This is a genomic window from Capnocytophaga sp. G2 (assembly GCF_035282625.1).
Taxonomy (GTDB): domain Bacteria; phylum Bacteroidota; class Bacteroidia; order Flavobacteriales; family Flavobacteriaceae; genus Capnocytophaga.
In genome coordinates this window covers 18,243-38,146 of record NZ_JAYKBU010000002.1, presented here as the reverse complement: position 1 = coordinate 38,146, position 19,904 = coordinate 18,243, and the positions used below count along the sequence as shown (strand labels likewise).

Genomic DNA, 19,904 nt, shown 5'->3' with positions numbered 1-19,904 from the left:
TTAACTTTCTTTTCTTATTTTTTGTCCTATTTCCCACATGACAATACCAGCACTCACGGAAATATTCAAAGAATGCTTCGTTCCATATTGGGGAATCTCTATTGCCTTTCCACATAAGGAGACAACCTCTTGTTGTACTCCCTCCACTTCATTACCAAAGATAAGTGCATATTTCTTCCCTTTCTCTGGAAGAAAATCAGATAAACTTTGCGCTCCTTCTACTTGCTCTATCGCAATAGTCTCCACTTGAGATTGATGCAGTTCCTTTAACAGCTGGAGAATATCCTTTTCATACGCCCATGTTACACTTTCAGTAGCTCCTAAAGCTGTCTTATGAATATCCTTATGAGGAGGACAAGCTGTAATTCCACACAGATAAATCTTTTCTATTCTAAAAGCATCTGCTGTCCTAAAAACAGAACCTATATTATTGAGGCTTCGCACATTATCCAACACTATAATAACAGGTATCTTTTCTGCCTGTCTATATTGATCTATACTCAAGCGGTGTAACTCCTCATTGGTTAGCTTCCTCATATCTTTCAAAAACGATAAACCAATTCCAACTTATGGTCTTTCAAAACCTCTTTAGCGCGTTGGTAATCAGGAGTAAATCCTAAAATATAGCCTCCCCCTCCTGATCCGCAGAGTTTCAAATAATAATCTCCTGAATCAATTCCTTGTTGCCAAAGTGTATGGAACTGTTGAGGTATCATGGGCTTAAAATGATTAAGTACTACCCTAGATAGTTTCTTCACATTCCCTATCAAAGATTTAAAATTACCTTGTAGAAAATTATCTATACAAGCATCTGTATATTTAGCAAATTGTGTTTTGAGCATCTTCCTAAATCCCTCATTCTTCATCTTCTCCATAAATATTTCTACCATAGGAGCCGTCTCCCCTATCATTCCACTATCCAAGAGAAACACAGCTCCTTTTCCTTGTTCAAAGGGGGAAGGAATTCCAGTAGTTTCTATTAAATTGGCTGAATTAATCAGTATAGGAATACTCAAATAACTGTTTAAGGGGTCTAATCCTGAGGATTTCCCATGAAAGAAGGATTCCATCAAAGAAAATATTTCCTTTAACTTTAAAAGCAAATCACGTGTGAGGTGCTGTGATGTCTCTATCTTATCTATGGAATAGGTATCATAAATAGCAGCTACCAAAGCGCCACTACTCCCTACTCCATATCCTTGAGGAATACTACTATCAAAGTACATTCCCTCTTCTATATCCTTTTCCATACGTTCAATATCAAAATGAACAATGGCTTTCTCCTCTTGAGAAATTCTCTTAAGGTACTCAAAATAAATCTGTAGAGATTTGTTAGAGTCCTGTTGCTGCTTATTTTGTTCTTTTATTGAAATTTTCTTTAGTGTTCCATTATAGGAATTATAAGGGATAGCAAGTCCCTTAGAGTCTTTTATAATTCCATACTCTCCAAATAAAAGTATTTTTGAGTAGAAAAATGTTGAATTCATTGAGGTTAAAAATAGTGTATTCAAAGGGCAAAGGTACAAAAAAAGTGAAAAGAAAAACTAAAAAAGTGAAAAGTTTTTCTATCTTCTTTAGCTTTAACTTTTATCTTTCATTTTTTTACTATTTAATTAGTAGGTTGTTTCAAAATATTTACCTATTTTTGCCCTCTGGAATGCATTATGCTAAATGAATCTCATGAAAAAAATATACATTTTTTCCTTAATTTACTTATTTCCCCTCTTAGGAATTTCACAGGTAAAACACAATATATCAGATACTTTACACAAGAATCCAAATCGTACTAACTCAAGACTCACTTCCAAAGACAGCCTTTCTTTAGGGAACCTTCGCGAGGGACTCCTTCAACTAAAAGACAATAATAAGGCATTAAACTATGATAAAAAATGGTTAGAGGAACTCTCTAATAATTCTCTCTATCCAATGATGCAAAATGACATTCAGAATAATCCTGAAGGAAATGTTGTTTATGACGAGCTCCCCACAGAAGTCCTTAAGGAACGCTTAGCCAAATTAGACCAAAAAACACCTTTTCACATAGAGTATAATCCTATCTTAGAAAATGTTATTAAGAACTTTCTAAAAAACCGACGAAGTTCCCTCCAGAGGCTTATGAATATCAGCCAATATTATTTCCCTATGTTCGAGAGAGAACTTGTTAAATACCAAATTCCTAAGGAAATCAAATATTTAGCTATTGTGGAATCGGCAATGAATCCCAAGGCTACTTCCAGAATGGGAGCTAAGGGGCTTTGGCAATTCATGTACTACACAGGAAAAATATATGGATTAGAGGTCAACAACTATGTGGATGAGCGCTCTCATCCTGAATTATCTACTCAAGCAGCTGCTCAATATCTCAAAAAACTTTATAGTGTTTTCAATGATTGGAACTTAGTATTAGCTGCCTATAACTCTGGACCTGGTAATGTTACTAAGGCTATGCGCCGCTCAGGAGGAAAAACTAATTATTGGAATCTGCGTCCCTATCTCCCTAACGAAACTGCAGGTTATGTGCCCGCCTTCTTAGCAACTCTATACATTTTTGAATATGCCAAAGAACATGGCTTTCAAGTAGATAAAAAAACTAATGTATTTTTTGAGACAGACACAGTTCAAGTAAAACGACATATCTCCTTTAAGGATATAGGAGATATTGTCGGAATGAGTGAACAAGAAATAGAGTTCTTCAACCCTGCTTATTCTCTTAATATTGTCCCTTATATAGAGGGGAAAAAATATGGAGTACGGCTCCCTGTAGAGGCTATTGGTATCTTCGTTAATAATGAAGACCTTATCTACGCTTACCTTGATCAGGAGGATTCCAAGCGAGAAAAAATTCTTCCAAAGGTTGTTACTGCCGAACAAGCACGTGCTAATAATCGTATCACTCATAAAGTAAGAAAAGGAGAGACCTTGGGACGTATTGCCTCTCGCTATGGAGTAACCGTCAGCCAACTAAAAAAATGGAATAAGCTAAGAAGTAACTCCCTGAAAGTGGGACAACGGATAGTAATACATAAGTAAGTTAAAAATATTTCTATAAGAGCTAAAAGATGATATAATTATCGTTTAGCTCTTCTCTTTTTATTTTTTTAATATTATTTTATTTTTTCTTGAATTAACCCTTAAAATGTTGTAACTTTGCACCCTTGACTTTATCCTATAAAGGATAGCCTTACTTTAAGGCTCTGATATACACTATAGAACATTATGATTTTTCTTAATTAAACCATTACCTCATGAAGAATATTCAATACTATGACAGCATTTTGGATTTGATAGGAAATACCCCTCTCATCTCCCTGCAAAAGATCGCTTCTCCTATGAAGGGACACTTCTTTGCCAAACTTGAAGCCTTTAATCCTGGACATTCTGCCAAGGATCGTACTGCCCTCTACATCATTAATGATGCTGAAAAGAGAGGGTTACTTGCTCCTGGAGGGGTAATTGTTGAAACTACTTCTGGTAATACAGGCTATAGCCTTGCCATGATTGCTGCTATTCGTGGCTATCGTTGTATACTTGCTATATCTGACAAATCCTCTCAGGATAAAATAGATATGCTCCGAGCCTTAGGGGCTGAAGTACATGTATGCCCCGCATCTGTACCGGCTGATGACCCTCGTTCCTACTATGAAGTAGCAAAACGTATCCATAAAGAAACACCTAACTCTATTTATATCAACCAGTACTTCAATCCTTTAAATATTGAGGCTCATTATCAATCCACAGGAAAAGAAATTTGGGAACAAACCTCTGGACAAATTACTCATGTGGTAGTTTGTAGCGGTACAGGAGGGACTCTCTCTGGTATTGCTCGTTACCTGAAGGAGAAAAACCCTGAAGTAAAAGTACTTGGAGTAGATGCTGAAGGTTCACTTATTAAAAAATATTTTGATACTGGAGAAGTAGACAAAAATGAACTCCATCCTTATTATATTGAAGGATTAGGTAAAAACCTCATCCCTGGTGCCCTTGATACAAAGGTTATTGACCATTTCGTGAAGGTAAATGACGTAGAAAGTGCCTTAGCGGCACGCTATATTTCTCAGCATACAGGTATTTTCTGTGGCTATACTTCAGGAGCTGCTTGGGTAGCTACTCAAAAGTATGCACAAGAGGGACTATTCTCCCCTGATAGTATTGTTGTGATTGTTTTCCCTGACCATGGCTCTCGATATATGAATAAAATTTATAACCAAACATGGTTAAAAGAAAAACTAAATATTAATGATTAATGATGAATTTTTCTTATACACAGGAGCAAGAAGTAATTGCTCAAACAGTTCATTCCTTTGCTAAACAATATATATTACCCTATCGCAGTGAATGGGACAGAACACAGACTTTTCCTATAGATGTATTTCGAAAAGCAGGAGAATTAGGCTTTATGGGGATACTTGTTCCTGAAGAATTTGGAGGCTCCGGACTGGGATATCATGAATATATTACCATTGTTGATGCCATTTCCCAAACAGACCCTTCTATAGGACTTTCTATAGCAGCTCATAATTCATTGTGTGTAAATCATATACTAACTTTCGCTAATAAAGAACAAAAAAGACGTTGGCTTCCTAAATTGGCTTCAGGAGAACATATAGGTGCTTGGGGAATTACAGAACACAATACCGGATCTGATGCTGGTGGTATGTATACTACAGCTATCAAAAAAGGAGATATGTGGGTACTCAATGGAACAAAGAACTTTATTACTCATGCCATTAGTGCTAATGTAGTAGTTGTTATTGCTCGCACAGGGGAAAAGGGAGATAAGCATGGAATGACCGCCTTTGTTGTAGAAAGAGGAACCAAAGGGTTTTCAAATGGAAAGAAAATAAGCAAACTTGGTATGCGTGCAAGTGAAACAGCAGAACTCATTTTTCAGGATTGCCTTATCCCTGATGAAAACAGATTAGGCGAAATAGGAGAGGGTTTCATACAGGCTATGAAAGTACTTGATGGAGGTCGTATTTCTATTGGAGCACTTTCCTTAGGAACTGCTAAGGGTGCTGTTAATGCTGCTATCAAATATGCTAAAGAACGTACTCAATTTGGTAAGCCTATCATTTCTTTCCAGGCAATTGGATTTAAGTTAGCAGAACTCTCCACTGAAATAGAAGCCGCAGAACTTATGTTACATAAGGCAGCACATTTAAAAGAAACACACCAAAAAGTAACCCAGCAGGCGGCTATGGCAAAACTCTATGCTTCCGAACTCTGTGTAAAAGCATCCAATGAAGCAATACAAATACATGGTGGCTATGGTTACACAACGGATTATCCTGTAGAGAAATTCTATCGTGATGCTAAACTCTGTACTATTGGAGAAGGAACTTCTGAAATCCTAAAGTTAGTTATCAGTAGAAACCTATAGCATTAGAGAAAATAAAGCCACGCAAGTGCTTAGGATCAGTTACACAGTAAGAGAGGCTGTCCAAAAAGTTTTTTGGACAGCCTCTCTTATTTTATATTATAGTTTACTTTAAAAAGTCCAAGTTAGCACCTTTTTTTTGTAATGCTTCATTCTCTCTTGCCAAATCATAAGCCGTCTCTCCCAATGATGTCGTAAGCCCTTTATCAGCCCCGTGAGTTACTAAATATTCAAGAATTGTTGTATCTTTAGCTACCATTGCAGCCTTTATTAAAGGAGTCTCTCCATCCTTATTTTGGCTATTAATATCTCCTCCAAAAGAGAGTACTTTCTCTAATAATTCCTTATTCCCCTTAACTACTGCCAAATGTAAAGGAGTATCCCCCTCCGTATTGGGAGCTTGTAAAGAAACCAGATACTGCTTTAAAAGAGTTACCTTTTTATCAAAATCAATCTCATTATCCTTCTTACGAGGATTATAACTATCAAGCAAGGCTTCTATTACATTTGTTCCTTTTTTACTAATTACTCTTGTATCAGCTCCTTGTTCTAAAAGGAAATTAACTATATTATTGTCGCTACGCTGTAGCGCTATGAGCAAGGCTGTCTCTCCTTTTTTATTTGCCTGGTTAATATGTCCTTTACTTTTATAAAGAGCTCTTACTATGTCCAGATTGCGTCCATAACATGCATTCATAAGGGCTGTATTACCATTCTTATCTATTATATCAATCATAGCTCCTTTGCCTATAAGATATTTTATAGAAGGTAAGTCCTGCCTTCGTGCCAAGTAGTGAAGAGCATTAGCTCCTTTAGAATCAAAGGCATTGGCTGATATTTTTTGATTTTCTACCAAATACTTATAGAGCTCTATGGGATTATTAGGCTGTCGCACCATCCCTTCAGCTGCCATAGGAAGAGCCTGATAAGTAGGCTTTACTTTTTTACGTAGCACTTTAAGTAGGTGTATATTTCCTCCCTTAGCAGCATAGTCAAAAAGTGTAGCTCCACTATTGCTAACTTCTTTGATTTTCATTCCTTTCCCTAAAAAATATTGAGTAAGTTCTAATCTCTCATTATCAAAAGGGATTACTTTCATAAGGAGCGTCTCCCCTTGGTCATATTTTGTCTTAGGACTTATCCCTGCTTTGAAAAAGGCATCATATACCTTAGGATTCGTTACTCCAAAAAGGGCTGCAAAGGTAATGGGTATATTTCCTTTAGTGTCTTTAGCATACAAATCACTTCCTTTTTGAATAAGATAATGCATCAGCTCGACATTCCCTGCACTTGCTGCCCAGAAAAGGTAGGTACGTCCATCATGTGTGGCTTTAGTTATGCTATTACCTGGCTGTTCTATCAGATAGATTGCTGTTGCAGTAGGTACTTTACCTAATATAGCCAATGTAGGTGCATCAAAAGCTCTTTCATTAAGCTCAGAAGGACTATTCCCTTTGGCTATTTCTGCTTTTACTTGATCTACTGTAGTATTTTGAGTCCAGAAATCACGACTCAAAAAAATATTTGTTCGCTGTCCAAAGGCAGGTAAAAAAGCTATAAACACTACTCCTAAAAGTATCTTTCTCATACAATTTTCCATATTTTTTAAATGATGCAAATATAAGAAATAATTAGAGCGTTTCTAAATAAAGTTGCTGAAAATATTTGTTAAAGATTAGAATTCAGGTTTTATCCCAAAGCGAATACCAAAATAAGGATTACTTACTCCATTGAGGTCATTAAAACTACTTCTCCAGATAAAATCCACTCGAATAGGACGGAAATTACCTATCCCTATATTCTCTATCCCGAAACCATATTCCCAATAGAGTTTCTCAGGAGCATTATAGTAGATGTTAGAGGCACTAACCCCTCTATTTTCCTCTCGTAAGGTTCCGTAAGCCACTCGTGCCAAGAGCAAACTTCGCCATTTAGTCTTTTTAATTAGCGGTAATCTATTCAGCAAAAAACCATTAAAATGATGTTCTGCATATACATTAATATAAGCATCTGTCACAAAATCATAATAATCCAAAAGTTGGAAAGTACGATTGAATTCCCTACGAGAAGTAGCGTAGGTTTGATTAGCCGGAGTAGGAGTCAATAGTGGAAGAGGCACCTCTCCAAACACCTTACCAGCTTCTACTACAGTATGAAGAATACCTATACCCCAGAGAGGCTGTGGATAATGGATCATACCTTCCAAACGAGAATAGTCAAATTGACTATTACGTATCCCTGAGAACCCCTGTGTATACTTTAATCGGAAAGTAGAAAAGATATTTTTCCCATAGAACTGCTCTACACCATAACCATATACATTACGTTTTGGGGTATAAGTAAGAGCTAAAGAGGCATTGGCATCAGAATATTTATCAAAGATTCCTCCTTCAGAAGCATGATAACCAATAGAAAAATGTGCAGGATCTGCCGATTTCATCTGCTGATAGGTTCCCGATAGAGTGATATGCAAATTACTCTTAAACAATCCTATATCAGCAACTCCTTGAATACGTTTATTACGAGTAAGATAATAGTTCTCTCCACGAGCAAAGAGAAAGTTAGAGGCATTGCGAAGGTCTAATTGTGCATCATCTCTTTGAAGAATACTTCCCAACTGTAAATAATCATCTTGGTAAAGCCCTCCTATCATTATTCTCGGCTTATGGAAGAATAAGTATTTGGCACTAATTCCATACTTAAACTTTTTGTCCAGAGTACCATAAGCACCATAAAGATAGGTGCGGAATCGGTCATCATTGCTTACAAAACTTCTGAATCCGAAACGAAAACGATTACGTTCTACATCATTATTGGTAAAAGATTCCCACAGAGAACCAAATTGTACATATTGTCCTATAGGAATATAACCTGAGGTTATAATATTCAAGGCATCGGAAATTCCTTTAATTCGTCTATTATTACCTACCCTGCGTATAAGGTTCTGTGTTTTCGTCATTAGAGAATCGCCTCCTGAGAGTCTCTCCCAATAAGTTTCAGGTTGGGCAAACTGATTGGATTTGATTTTCTCCACTGAGGCTAAATAGAAAGATTCCTCTTTAGGAACATTTAACAGATAATCAGAATAAACAATACTCTTCTTTACATACATTCCTTTTTCCTCATCGGACTTAGTAAGGATTGTAAAATCCCCTTCATAATAATCCTTTTTAGGAAGTACTAAGGTATCATTCACCCATTGAAATTCCTTTTCTATGGATAAGTCCCTTACAAAATTCAGGGAGGCTTCCTTAATTGTGTACATTTGTATAGAAGTAATAGCGTATGTCTTGCTATCTACTGTAAAGTTCCCTTTGAAAAGCAAATCTTGGTCTTGTTTCGGGAAAAAATAAATAGAATATAACTTACGATTATCCTTTTCTATACTATCATTCAACACATAGGCATATACTCCATATCCATATTCAGAAAGTGGACTCACGAAGGATTTGTCCAACAGATAAAAAGAATTATCATATACATCAAATTCCCTAAAATTACGCGTAAATCGTTCCAAACCAAAGCCCGTTTGTACAACTCCTTGTGTACGCTCCGCCTCTACATCAGTACGTTGCAAGTTATGTTCATTGTCTCCATACACTTGAGAAACTTCTTCCTTGAGATACATAGGCATAGAAAAGTATTGCTTATATTTTTTCTCAGAAAGAATATTACGTACCTCTTGATATTCCGATTGCAATGCCCTCTTAAGAAAAACAGAGTCCAAATTATTAAGTCCCAACTCTACCGTTTCATAACGCTTATACTGATAGGATTTCGCCTGAGTAAGCGTATTTCTATGCTTATTTGCCCATATTTTCTGTAGAATTGGATAGGCGGGGTTCTCTTTCTTAGAAAGATTTTTCTTAGGTTTTTCTACGATCACTACAGGAGCTAATTCTTCCCCCATAATAAGCACAATCTTCATACGGGTATTATCATTCCCCTTAAGTTTTATTTCCCTAGTAGTAAATCCTACTGATGAAACCTCAAGAGTTGTGTAATTCTTCTGAGAATACAGAGAGAATTTTCCATTCTCATCACAAGCTGTCCCTATATGAGTATTCTTAAAAAGTACATTGGCAAAAGGAACCGGTTCTCCTTGTTCATCAATCACCTGTCCCGAAACACGTGTTTGGGCTATAGTAAGTACGTACCCTCCAAGAAATAAGAAGAGGGTTAGAATAAATACATTTTTTTTTAGCGGCATAATATTTTTCTATTAATAAGAGAGATAATCAAAATATATTTCTTTAAAAAATATATTAATTTATCAGTATTTAATACAATTATAGAGAGCAAAGATAATAAAAAAATCAATAATAGATATACTTATAAGGATAATTTTTTAAGTGATTCTTCTATTGGCGTGTAAGAGAACGGGATTGCTTGGAGTATCTTTGTTCCATCATAGCATGTCCTTTGTTGTAGTGTTTGTAGCATCTTAGAAGATAATTGTCTTCTCTTACCAAAAAAAGAAAGAAAGGCATCAATATAGGAAAGTCCTCGTAAGGCAGTCCTATTCAACAAACGCTTTTTAGGTAATGTAGGGTGTAACTGTTGTAACTTATCAAAGAATTCTCTATAAAGCAAATTCTCTCCATTAAGAATGAATCCCTCATTCTCAATAGAAGATTCTACAAGTAGTCGCATAGCATGTGCTACATCAGATGCGGTAACAAAACCTGTCCCACCTTCGGTCACATAGGGCAACCGACAAAGTTTCTTTACATTCATAGCTGGATGTTGCTCCACTCCTACACCTATAATTACCGACGGATATACTACTATGGCAGGCAGTCCTTCCTGTATGCCTCTCCATACTTCCATCTCAGCACTATACTTACTAAGAGCATATTCTCGCCCCTTCTCCCTCTGGGGTTCCTGCTCTGTTTGTTCCGTAACAATGGAGCCCTTTTTAGGGGTAAAAGTAGCTATACTACTTACATAGCAAAGTTTCTTGACTCCTTTTTCTAAGGCTACATTCACTACATTAGTTGTTCCTTCCACGTGACTTCTAAAGAGTTCCTGGGTATCTTTTGGGTCAAAGGACACCTTCCCTGCACAGTGATACAGTTGTGTTGTCCCTTTCAAGGCTTCTGTAAGGGCAGGAATATCTAATACATCTGCCTGTATCCATTCTATTCTCTTTATCAAAGAAATAGCTGATGGACAATAAGTCTGGAATATACGTTGTAATAATGAAGTGTCTTTATTCTTTCGGTACAAAGCTCTTATAGGAGAAGTAGTATGAGAGAGCAGTTCGTAAAGCAGATGTGCTCCTAATAAGCCTGTAGCCCCTGTTACCACTATCATAGAAGTACATATTTGGTAAATATTTCCTTTTCAGATACTCCTTCAAAAATCTCAAAAAGAAGTTTCTGCAAATCTATTATTTGTACAGTGGTGAACACACATAGGTATTTCCCTCCACAGAAGGTAAGTATCTCAATTCCTGGCTGAGAATAACCAAAATGTGAGGTAAGGTCAATAGCCTGCACTTTACCACGAAACTCCAAAAGTTCACAAAAACGAAACTCTAGGGTCTGTTCAGGCATTTCTACATAAAACCTCCGATCATTGGTTTTTTGATAAATACGATAATATTTTGAAATTCCTATGGTTTTCACAAGGGCAAAAATAAATCATTTTTTTTGAATACTAAAAATAAGTTATCAACATTTATATTAAAGAGTTATAGCTTATAATGACCTTTCAGCAATTTTTCAAAACACTTGCTAGGTAATACCTTCTTCAAAACAATAGAGAACCTTTCTAAGAATTTCCCTTTTACATAATGTACTTTAGGATGTCTCTTACAGATGATTCTATAAATTGTTTTTGCCAAAATCTCCGGAGCCTGTCCTTTATCTACATCCTCATTCATTAAAGGGAGAGCTTGCACATATTGTTTATAAGGGGAATTCTCAAAAGCTGGCGTATGGAAGCGTCGAGAAGCTATATCGGTAGCTACATCACCTGGAGCTAAGGTGCAGAATTCAATTCCAAACTGCTGAGTTTCCATACGTAGTGTTTCTGTAAGTAAGGACAGGGCTCCCTTGCTGGCAGAATACCCTCCTCTGAAAGGTAAGCCCATATAGGCTGCCACCGAAGTAATATTAATAATAAGTCCTTTCCTTTGGGCTCGCATAGTAGGAAGTATTGTCTGAATGGTGCGTATAGCTCCAAAAAAATTCGTCTGAAAAGCATTCTCTAAAGCCTCAATAGGGGTCTCTTCTATAGCTCCTGTAATACCTACCCCTGCATTATTAATAAGAATATCTATATGACCTTCTTTCTCCAAGATATAAGCCACTCCTGCCCTTACTGAGTCCTCCTGTCTCACATCCATTGCTAGCAAAACAAAGGTTTTAGGAGTCTCCTTAGGTTGCCTTGCCGCACCATACACTATATAGCCCTTGCTTGCTAAATATTCTGCTGTAGCCTTTCCTATACCTGAGGAAGCTCCCGTGATAAGTACTACTTCTTTTTCCATTAATTTTATTGTATCTAAACGAGGACAAAAGTAATCTTTAAAAAGAAAATAGGCAAATTTTTTTCCTTTTTCTATTTCTTAATATGAAGAAAAAACGTAAATTTGTATCCTGTAAAACATAACTTTCGTAAATTATGAATCAATTTTTATCCCACCGCGCAAATAATATGACTCTCTCAGCTACCTTAGCGATGGCTGCAAGAGCCAGAGAACTTAAAGGACAAGGCAAAGACATTATCAGTCTTAGTTTAGGAGAACCTGATTTTGCTATTCCTGACTTTATAAAGGAAGCTGCTATTGAGGCTATTCATCAGAATTATAGCAAGTACTCCCCTGTAGATGGTTATATGGAGCTAAAGGAGGCTATCTGCGAAAAATTCAAAAAGGACAACCATCTTACTTATACACCTTCTCAGATAATCGTCTCCACTGGGGCAAAACAGTGTCTCTCTAATATAGCTTTAGTGATGCTTAATCCTGGTGATGAAGTAATTCTCCCTACCCCTTATTGGGTCAGTTATTCCGATATTACTAAGATTGCCGAGGGAGTCCCTGTGGAAATTCCTACTACTCTTGAGAGTCATTTCAAGATAACTCCTGAACAATTAGAAGCTGCTATTACCCCCCGCACTAAGATGGTATGGCTCAGTTCTCCAGGAAACCCAAGTGGAGCCATTTACTCTCGCCAAGAGTTAGAAGCCCTAGCTGAAGTGCTAAGAAGGCACCCCAATATCTTCTTCCTCTCTGATGAGATATATGAGCACATTAACTATATAGGGCAGCATACCTCTATGGCAGAAATAGAAGGGATGTATGAACGTACTATCACAGTAAACGGTCTCTCCAAAGCCTTTGCTATGCCTGGATGGCGTATGGGATATATGGGAGCTCCCCAGTGGATTATCAAAGCTTGTACCAAAATGCAAGGACAAATTACCAGTGGTGCTAATAGTATTGCCCAACGTGCTAGTATCGCAGCCCTGAAAGCACCCTTGAGCAATATACAATACATGATAGATGCCTATCGTCATCGCCGTGATGTGGTATATCAACTTCTTTGTAAGATAGAAGGATTCAAAACCAATATTCCTGACGGAGCCTTCTACTTCTTCCCTGATATTTCTTATTATTTCGGGAAAACCTTACGAGGCAAGACAATCCACAATGCGGGTGATCTTGCTCTTTACTTATTGGAAGAAGCCCATGTAGCCACTGTAACAGGAGAGGCTTTTGGAAATAGCCACTGCATCCGCCTTTCTTACGCCACCAGTGAGGAAGATCTTAGGGAAGCTCTTCGCCGCATTAAGGAAGCTGTAACCCTCTAAAATACAATATCATGAATGACATACAACATATTACACCCGAAGAAGCGTGGAAACTCACAAAGCAAGGTACTCTCCTTGTAGACGTGCGGGAAGCCAATGAAGTAGCTCAGAAGTGTTATAAAGTAAATCACTACCTGCATCTGCCTCTTTCCACCCTTACAGAGAACTTTGCTCAAATTCCCACTGATAAAACGGTAATTATTGCCTGTCATTCAGGGGGACGTAGTCAGAAGGCTATTGCTTTTCTCTTAGAACAAGGTTATAAGAAACTTCTGAACTTAGATGGAGGAATCCTCTCTTGGGAAAAAGCAGAATTACCTATTATATAATATAAGGGGCTATCCTTTCAGATAGCCCCTTATAATCTATTTGCGCTTAAATATCGTATAGCTATCCTCTATAAGATTAGTAAGACGAAGATGTGCCCCATTATCCTCTAATGCATAGTAATAATAGTGAAATTCACCATCTTTTTTTATCCTACTTTTCCCATTTTCTTTATCTTTTATATAATCATACTCATCAATTTGAGATTTACAATCTTGATTTTCTTTCCAATATTCATAATAAGTAAAGTGATCTTTTGTAATAATAACTTTTGACTGTTTATTACAACTATTAATAGGAGTTTCCACTTTTTTCCTTACTATCTTTATAGGGACCCATTCATCTACGATAGAAGTTCCTGTTCTTTCTCCTTCACTTTTACTGCAAGCAGTAGCTATCGCTACTAAACTTGCTAAGATTAAAAATTTTTTTTTCATTAATTATTAATTTTTGGTGCAAATGTAAAACAGAAAAACAAATTAATCTTAAGTTTTCTTCCAATTTAACAAGAATATAACTTTTTAATAAATTATCCCCCTCAAAATACACTAAAAAGTTAATAAAATCCGAATAAAATATTACAAAATAAATTCAGAAATCTCTTGCTTTATTTCAAAATAAAATCGTACTTTTGCAAAATCTTTGAGTTTTCACAAGGGGGAAGATATACCATAATAATATATGTATTACTAACCTATGCTATCTGTGCTCCTCCCCTTGACCTATAGCATAGTTAACTTTTTTTATCAGCAATGGCTGAAATCACTAAAGAACAACAAGAACAGTTGGACAATTTCAACTGGACTAAGTATGAACAGGGTATTGACCAAGTAGACCAAGACAAATTAGACGAATTCGAACGTTTAGTTAAGGATAACTTCGTAGATACCCAAACCGATGAGCTCGTAATGGGTACTGTAACTCACCTTACTGACCGTGAAGCAATCATTGACATCAATGCCAAGAGCGAAGGAGTTATCTCCCTTAATGAATTCCGCTACAATCCCTCTCTAAAAGTAGGAGATAAAGTAGAAGTACTTGTGGATGTACGTGAGGACAAAACAGGGCAGCTCGTTCTTTCTCACAAAAAAGCTCGTACTATCAAAGCATGGGACAGAGTCAATGCTGCCTTTGAAAGTGGAGAAATTGTTAATGGTTTTGTAAAATGTAGAACCAAAGGAGGTATGATTGTAGATGTATTCGGTATAGAGGCTTTCCTTCCTGGCTCTCAAATAGATGTGAAACCTATCCGCGACTACGACCAGTTTGTGAATAAAACTATGGAATTCAAAGTGGTAAAAATCAACCATGAATTCAAGAACGTAGTAGTATCCCATAAGGCTCTTATTGAGGCAGATATAGAGGAACAAAAACGTGAAATCATAGGACAACTTGAAAAAGGACAAGTCCTTGAAGGGGTTGTGAAGAACATTACCTCTTACGGGGTATTTGTAGATCTTGGAGGAGTAGACGGTCTTATCCACATTACCGATCTTTCTTGGTCACGTATTAACCACCCTACTGAAGTATTAGAACTTGATCAGAAAATTAATGTGGTTATCCTTGATTTTGATGACAATAAGTCACGTATCCAATTAGGGTTGAAACAACTACAAAAACATCCTTGGGAAGCTCTTCCTGCTGACCTCAAAGTAGGAGATAAAGTAAAAGGTAAGGTTGTAGTCATTGCTGATTACGGAGCCTTTGTAGAAGTAGCCGATGGGGTAGAGGGACTCATCCATGTCTCTGAAATGTCATGGAGTACTCACCTTCGCTCTGCACAAGATTTCGTAAATATAGGAGATGAAGTAGAAGCCGTTATCCTTACTTTGGACAGAGACGAGAGAAAAATGTCCTTAGGTATTAAGCAACTAACTGTAGATCCATGGACAGATATTACAGCTAAATATCCTGTAGGTTCACGCCATATAGGTACCGTACGTAACTTTACCAACTTTGGTGTATTTGTAGAATTAGAAGAGGGTATTGATGGGCTTGTTTACATCTCTGACCTTTCTTGGACTAAAAAGATTAAACATCCATCCGAATTCTGCTCTGTAGGAGATAAAATGGAAGTCGTAGTCCTTGAACTTGATGTAAATACACGCAAGCTTGCCTTAGGACACAAACAATTGGAACCTAATCCTTGGGACAAATATGAAACTGAATTCGCTGTAGGTACCATCCACCAAGGTACTATCTCTAAAATTACCGACAAAGGAGCTACCGTTCCTTTCAATGAAGATATTGTAGCTTTTGTTCCTTCTCGTCATTTGGAAACCGAAAGTGGTAAGAAGTTAGGTAAAGGAGAAACGGCTGATTTCAAAATTATTGAATTCAGTAAAGAATTCAAACGTGTAGTAGCTTCCCATACTGCGATCTTCAAAGAAGAAGAAGAAAAAAATGTAAAAGAAGCTGCAGCGCAACCTACTCAACAAGTAGAAAAATCCACTTTGGGGGACTTGGATGTACTCCAAGAGCTCAAAGATAAAATGGAAAAAGAACAATAGTGGTTTAGTTTTTTTCATAATTTTTGTTTTAGGGTACTACTTTGTTCAAAGGTAGTACCTTTTTTACTTTTTTAAATCTATTTTTTATGAAATCTATTCGTATTAATGAATATCTAGTATTCTTATATCGCATTTTTTTAATCTATTTCTTTTATACTATTGCTCGTGGATTATTCATTTACTTTAACCATGGCATGATGGGAGATTATAGTACTCTCAAACTCTTGTTTTATGGTTTGGCTTTTGATAATTGCGCCATAATGTATCTCAATCTGATCTTTATATTAATGAGTTTATTGCCTTTATGGGTAAATACATATCCCCAATTTCAAAAAATCATCTTTTGGGTATATTTTATTCCTAATATAATAGGCTATGCCTCCAATTTTATAGATATGGCCTACTATCCTTTTAGCAAATCACGGCTTACCTCAGCATCATTTGCAGTAATAGAGCATGAACAGAACAAAACTAACTTATTTTTCACCTTCTTAATGGACTATTGGTATCTGTTCTTGGGCTTCTTCTTATTAATTGCAATTTGGATATTCCTTTATACCCGCGTGAAGGTTAATCAAACTCCTATTCTGAGAAAAACACCTTATTATAGCTGGTCTACCTTGTTCTTTTTAGGTTTTGGCACTTTAATAATGATGGCTATCCGTGGAGGAGGTTTCACTACAGATACACGTCCTATTAATATGTTGGATGCCAGTCGCCATGTAAATATCACAGCTCAAGCTGACGCTATCCTCAATACTCCCTTTTGCCTTATTCGTAGCATAGGAAAGAACAAAGGATTTAGAGAATATCAGTTTGTAGATGAACAATATATCAATAAAAATATAAAACCAATCAAACAGTATGATCGAGAAGTAACTAACAAACCTAATATAGTTCTTTTTATCTTAGAAAGCTTTGGAAAAGAATATTGGGGATGCATGAATACCAAAACTCATATTCCTAACTTTAAGTCCTATACACCTTTTTTGGACTCCTTAGCACAACATTCTTTTGTAGTAGATAATGCCTATTGTACAGGAAGACAATCCATTCATGGCATGTCCTCCATGCTAGCTGGTATTCCCTCCTTTCAAGTGGCTTATACTTCTTCTCCTTATGTGAAGCAACCTACTCAATCCTTAGTCTCTATTGCTAAGGAGATGGGGTATGATACATCCTTTTTCCATTCTGCTCCTAACGGTTCTATGGGCTTTTTAGGCTTCTCTAATATCTTAGGTTTTGACCATTATTATGGAAAAACAGAATATAATAATGACGATGACGATGATGGTCATTGGGGAATTTGGGATGAACCTTTCTTTCAATATATGTGCCGCATTTATTCTGAGAAAAAACAACCTTTTTTAGGAAATATATTTACTCTTTCCTCACACCACCCTTTCCAAATTCCTAAGAAGTATGAAGGAAAATTTGATAAAGGAAACTTACAGATTCACCAATGTATTGGTTATACGGATTATGCTCTCAAACAATTCTTTGCTTGTGCCAAAAAACAACCTTGGTATCAAAACACAATCTTTGTCTTTGTTAATGATCATCCTAATCAGACCTATTATGACCTATACAAACAGCCGATTACCAATATGGGGGCTGCCATTATGTTTTTCAGCCCTAATTCTAATTTAGTTCCTACAAAAGTTTTTTCTGAAATTTCTCAGCAAATTGATATCTATCCTTCATTAGTGGATCTAATGGGTTATCACAAACCTTTCCGTTCATGGGGACGTAGTCTCTTTGCAAACAAAGCAGATGAAACGCCTCGTGCCTTTATCTCCGATGCTACAATGTATCAGATGATGCAAGGTAATTATATTTATATTCTTGATGAAAACGGAAAGGTAAACGGCATTTATCATCAAGCGGACGGAGCCTTGAAGAATAACCTCTTAGGCAAAGAAGATAATGCTGAAATTCAAAAAGGAATCAAAGACCTTAAAGCCTTTGTACAGGATTATATGGATAGGATTATCCATCATAAATTAGATCCTGAAAAATAATTAATAATCAATAGATTATAAATAAAGAGTTAATAATTTTGTGCTTATATTTTTATTTTGTAAATTTGTCGCCAAATAGATAATTTCTTATGGGAACTAGTACAGAAAATCAAGAAATAGTAAAAAAAGTTTTTACCAAATATTTGGAAGAACATGCTCACAGGAAAACCCCTGAACGTTACGCTGTCCTTCAGGAAATCTATGATAGTGACGAACATTTTGATATTGAGTCCCTCTATATCAAAATGAAAAACAAGAATTATCGTGTAAGTCGTGCTACTCTTTATAATACCATAGAAATTCTCTTGGATTGTGGGCTGGTACGTCGCCACCAATTCGGGCAAAACCAAGCCCACTACGAGAAGTCATATTTTGACCGCCAGCACGACCATGTAATCCTAACCGATACAGGGGAAGTAGTGGAGTTCTGCGACCCTCGTATACAAGCTATCAAGCAAACTATAGAAGAAGTGTTTGATATAAAGATAGATAACCATTCCCTTTATTTCTATGGTACTCGTAACAAAAAAGAAAATACTAACGATTCTCAAAAATAATCAATCATGGCAATAGACTTGCTCCTTGGTCTCCAATGGGGAGATGAAGGAAAAGGAAAAATTGTAGATGTCCTTACTCCTAAATATGACATTATAGCACGTTTTCAAGGAGGTCCCAATGCTGGTCATACTCTTGAATTCGAAGGAATTAAGCATGTTCTGCATACGATTCCTTCAGGGATCTTCCACCCTAATGTAATCAATGTTATAGGAAATGGTGTCGTTATTGACCCTATTATTCTCAAAAGAGAGATAGAGGCACTAACTCCTTTTCATATTAATATCAAGGAGCGCCTACTCATTTCTCGTAAAGCTCATATCATTCTCCCAACACATCGGTTATTAGACAAAGCCTCTGAGCTTTCCAAAGGGAAGTCTAAGATAGGTTCTACCCTTAAAGGCATAGGTCCTTGTTACATGGATAAAACAGGTCGCAATGGATTAAGAATAGGCGATTTGGAAAACGCAGACTTCCCTAACTTATACCATAAGTTAACGCAGAAGCATTTGGCTATGATTGATTTCTATGGAGTAACTTTGGATTATAACTTAAAAGAACTAGAAGAAGAATTCTTTGAGGCTATCAACCTTATCAAAACTCTTACATTTATTGATAGTGAGGATTTCTTCTATCATGCTCAGAAACAAGGTAAGAAAATTCTTGCAGAAGGAGCACAAGGTTCTATGTTGGATATTGATTTTGGTACCTATCCCTTTGTTACTTCCTCCAATACTACAGCATCAGGTGCCTGTACAGGACTCGGGATTGCCCCTAATCAAATCAAAAATGTCATGGGTATTTTTAAAGCTTATACTACCCGTGTAGGTAGTGGTTCTTTCCCTACTGAACTCTTTGGCGAAACTGGTGATAAAATTGCTCAAATAGGCAGAGAGGTTGGTGCTACCACCGGAAGAAAACGACGATGTGGCTGGCTGGATTTGGTGGCTCTTCGTTATGCCATCCACCTAAGTGGTGTTACTCAACTAATGATGATGAAAGCAGATGTACTCAATGGTTTTGACTCGTTAAAAATTTGTACCGCTTACCATTACAAAGGAGAGACTATCCACCACTTTCCTTATGGAACAGAAACAGAAAATATTGAGCCTATCTATACAGAACTCAAAGGATGGCATAAGGACTTATCTGATATAAAAAATGTCGATGACCTCCCTAATGAACTTATGGATTATATCCGTTTTATTGAGAAAGAAACAGAAGTTCCTGTTACTTTAGTTTCTGTAGGAGCTGATAGAAAGCAGACTCTTTTATTCTAAAAATAATAACTCT

17 protein-coding genes are annotated in these 19,904 nt (G+C 36.6%); 9 read left to right on the top strand and 8 right to left on the bottom strand.

Annotated elements, in window-relative coordinates; all coding sequences use genetic code 11:
* Both VJJ03_RS01715 and VJJ03_RS01710 read right to left on the bottom strand, forming a co-directional pair.
* A complete protein-coding gene (locus tag VJJ03_RS01715; RefSeq protein WP_040358569.1) occupies window positions 1-537 on the bottom strand; it encodes an RNA methyltransferase in 537 nt (178 codons plus the stop codon).
* A 5-nt stretch (window positions 538-542) separates the two neighbouring features.
* Window positions 543-1,487 (bottom strand): mevalonate kinase, encoded by a 945-nt coding sequence (locus tag VJJ03_RS01710; protein ID WP_009746597.1) that lies wholly within the window; start codon window positions 1,485-1,487, stop codon window positions 543-545.
* Window positions 1,488-1,680: 193 nt separating this feature from the next.
* On the opposite strand from VJJ03_RS01710, the gene VJJ03_RS01705 reads away from it, so the two are divergent.
* The 3 genes from VJJ03_RS01705 to VJJ03_RS01695 all read left to right on the top strand — a co-directional run bounded on the left by VJJ03_RS01705 (window position 1,681) and on the right by VJJ03_RS01695 (window position 5,380).
* Window positions 1,681-3,030: a lytic transglycosylase domain-containing protein gene (locus tag VJJ03_RS01705; RefSeq protein ID WP_040358571.1), complete on the top strand. Its 1,350-nt coding sequence runs from the start codon at window positions 1,681-1,683 to the stop codon at window positions 3,028-3,030.
* Window positions 3,031-3,245: 215 nt separating this feature from the next.
* Window positions 3,246-4,244 carry a cysteine synthase family protein gene (locus tag VJJ03_RS01700; protein WP_323973444.1) on the top strand — a complete coding sequence of 333 codons (999 nt, stop codon included), beginning with the start codon at window positions 3,246-3,248 and terminating at the stop codon, window positions 4,242-4,244.
* A gap of 2 nt (window positions 4,245-4,246) precedes the next feature.
* Window positions 4,247-5,380: an acyl-CoA dehydrogenase family protein gene (locus VJJ03_RS01695; RefSeq protein ID WP_323973632.1), complete on the top strand. Its 1,134-nt coding sequence runs from the start codon at window positions 4,247-4,249 to the stop codon at window positions 5,378-5,380.
* Between the two features lie 103 nt (window positions 5,381-5,483).
* Here VJJ03_RS01695 and VJJ03_RS01690 read toward each other — a convergent pair whose 3' ends face one another.
* The 5 genes from VJJ03_RS01690 to VJJ03_RS01670 form a co-directional block, all read right to left on the bottom strand.
* Window positions 5,484-6,965, bottom strand: coding sequence for an ankyrin repeat domain-containing protein (locus VJJ03_RS01690; RefSeq protein ID WP_323973442.1), 1,482 nt, complete (start codon window positions 6,963-6,965; stop codon window positions 5,484-5,486).
* An 87-nt stretch (window positions 6,966-7,052) separates the two neighbouring features.
* On the bottom strand, window positions 7,053-9,587 hold the full coding sequence (locus VJJ03_RS01685; RefSeq protein WP_323973440.1) for a DUF5686 and carboxypeptidase-like regulatory domain-containing protein: 2,535 nt from the start codon (window positions 9,585-9,587) through the stop codon (window positions 7,053-7,055).
* Between the two features lie 122 nt (window positions 9,588-9,709).
* Window positions 9,710-10,693 (bottom strand): NAD-dependent epimerase/dehydratase family protein, encoded by a 984-nt coding sequence (locus VJJ03_RS01680; RefSeq protein ID WP_323973438.1) that lies wholly within the window; start codon window positions 10,691-10,693, stop codon window positions 9,710-9,712.
* Window positions 10,690-11,007: a hypothetical protein gene (locus tag VJJ03_RS01675; RefSeq protein WP_323973436.1), complete on the bottom strand. Its 318-nt coding sequence runs from the start codon at window positions 11,005-11,007 to the stop codon at window positions 10,690-10,692. The genes VJJ03_RS01680 and VJJ03_RS01675 overlap by 4 nt, the downstream gene beginning before the upstream one ends.
* A 65-nt stretch (window positions 11,008-11,072) precedes the next feature.
* Window positions 11,073-11,873: an SDR family oxidoreductase gene (locus VJJ03_RS01670; protein ID WP_323973434.1), complete on the bottom strand. Its 801-nt coding sequence runs from the start codon at window positions 11,871-11,873 to the stop codon at window positions 11,073-11,075.
* A 134-nt stretch (window positions 11,874-12,007) separates the two neighbouring features.
* Between VJJ03_RS01670 and VJJ03_RS01665 the strand changes: the two genes are divergently transcribed.
* Both VJJ03_RS01665 and VJJ03_RS01660 read left to right on the top strand, forming a co-directional pair.
* The gene (locus VJJ03_RS01665; protein WP_040358106.1) at window positions 12,008-13,198 is read left to right on the top strand and encodes a pyridoxal phosphate-dependent aminotransferase; all 1,191 of its coding nucleotides are present in this window, start codon (window positions 12,008-12,010) and stop codon (window positions 13,196-13,198) included.
* A gap of 11 nt (window positions 13,199-13,209) precedes the next feature.
* Window positions 13,210-13,527 (top strand): rhodanese-like domain-containing protein, encoded by a 318-nt coding sequence (locus tag VJJ03_RS01660; RefSeq protein ID WP_323973432.1) that lies wholly within the window; start codon window positions 13,210-13,212, stop codon window positions 13,525-13,527.
* 36 nt (window positions 13,528-13,563) lie between these two features.
* Here VJJ03_RS01660 and VJJ03_RS01655 read toward each other — a convergent pair whose 3' ends face one another.
* Window positions 13,564-13,962, bottom strand: coding sequence for a hypothetical protein (locus tag VJJ03_RS01655; RefSeq protein ID WP_323973430.1), 399 nt, complete (start codon window positions 13,960-13,962; stop codon window positions 13,564-13,566).
* A gap of 315 nt (window positions 13,963-14,277) precedes the next feature.
* Here VJJ03_RS01655 and rpsA point away from each other — a divergent pair, with 315 nt between their 5' ends.
* The 4 genes from rpsA to VJJ03_RS01635 all read left to right on the top strand — a co-directional run bounded on the left by rpsA (window position 14,278) and on the right by VJJ03_RS01635 (window position 19,891).
* Complete coding sequence (gene rpsA / locus VJJ03_RS01650) at window positions 14,278-16,035, top strand: 30S ribosomal protein S1 (protein WP_323973428.1); 1,758 nt, start codon at window positions 14,278-14,280, stop codon at window positions 16,033-16,035.
* Window positions 16,036-16,130: 95 nt separating this feature from the next.
* Window positions 16,131-18,056: an LTA synthase family protein gene (locus VJJ03_RS01645; RefSeq protein ID WP_173301512.1), complete on the top strand. Its 1,926-nt coding sequence runs from the start codon at window positions 16,131-16,133 to the stop codon at window positions 18,054-18,056.
* A gap of 89 nt (window positions 18,057-18,145) precedes the next feature.
* Window positions 18,146-18,613 (top strand): Fur family transcriptional regulator, encoded by a 468-nt coding sequence (locus tag VJJ03_RS01640; protein ID WP_009746611.1) that lies wholly within the window; start codon window positions 18,146-18,148, stop codon window positions 18,611-18,613.
* Between the two features lie 6 nt (window positions 18,614-18,619).
* Window positions 18,620-19,891, top strand: a complete 1,272-nt coding sequence (locus VJJ03_RS01635) for an adenylosuccinate synthase (protein WP_323973426.1) — start codon at window positions 18,620-18,622, stop codon at window positions 19,889-19,891.
* Window positions 19,892-19,904: the final 13 nt, after the last annotated feature.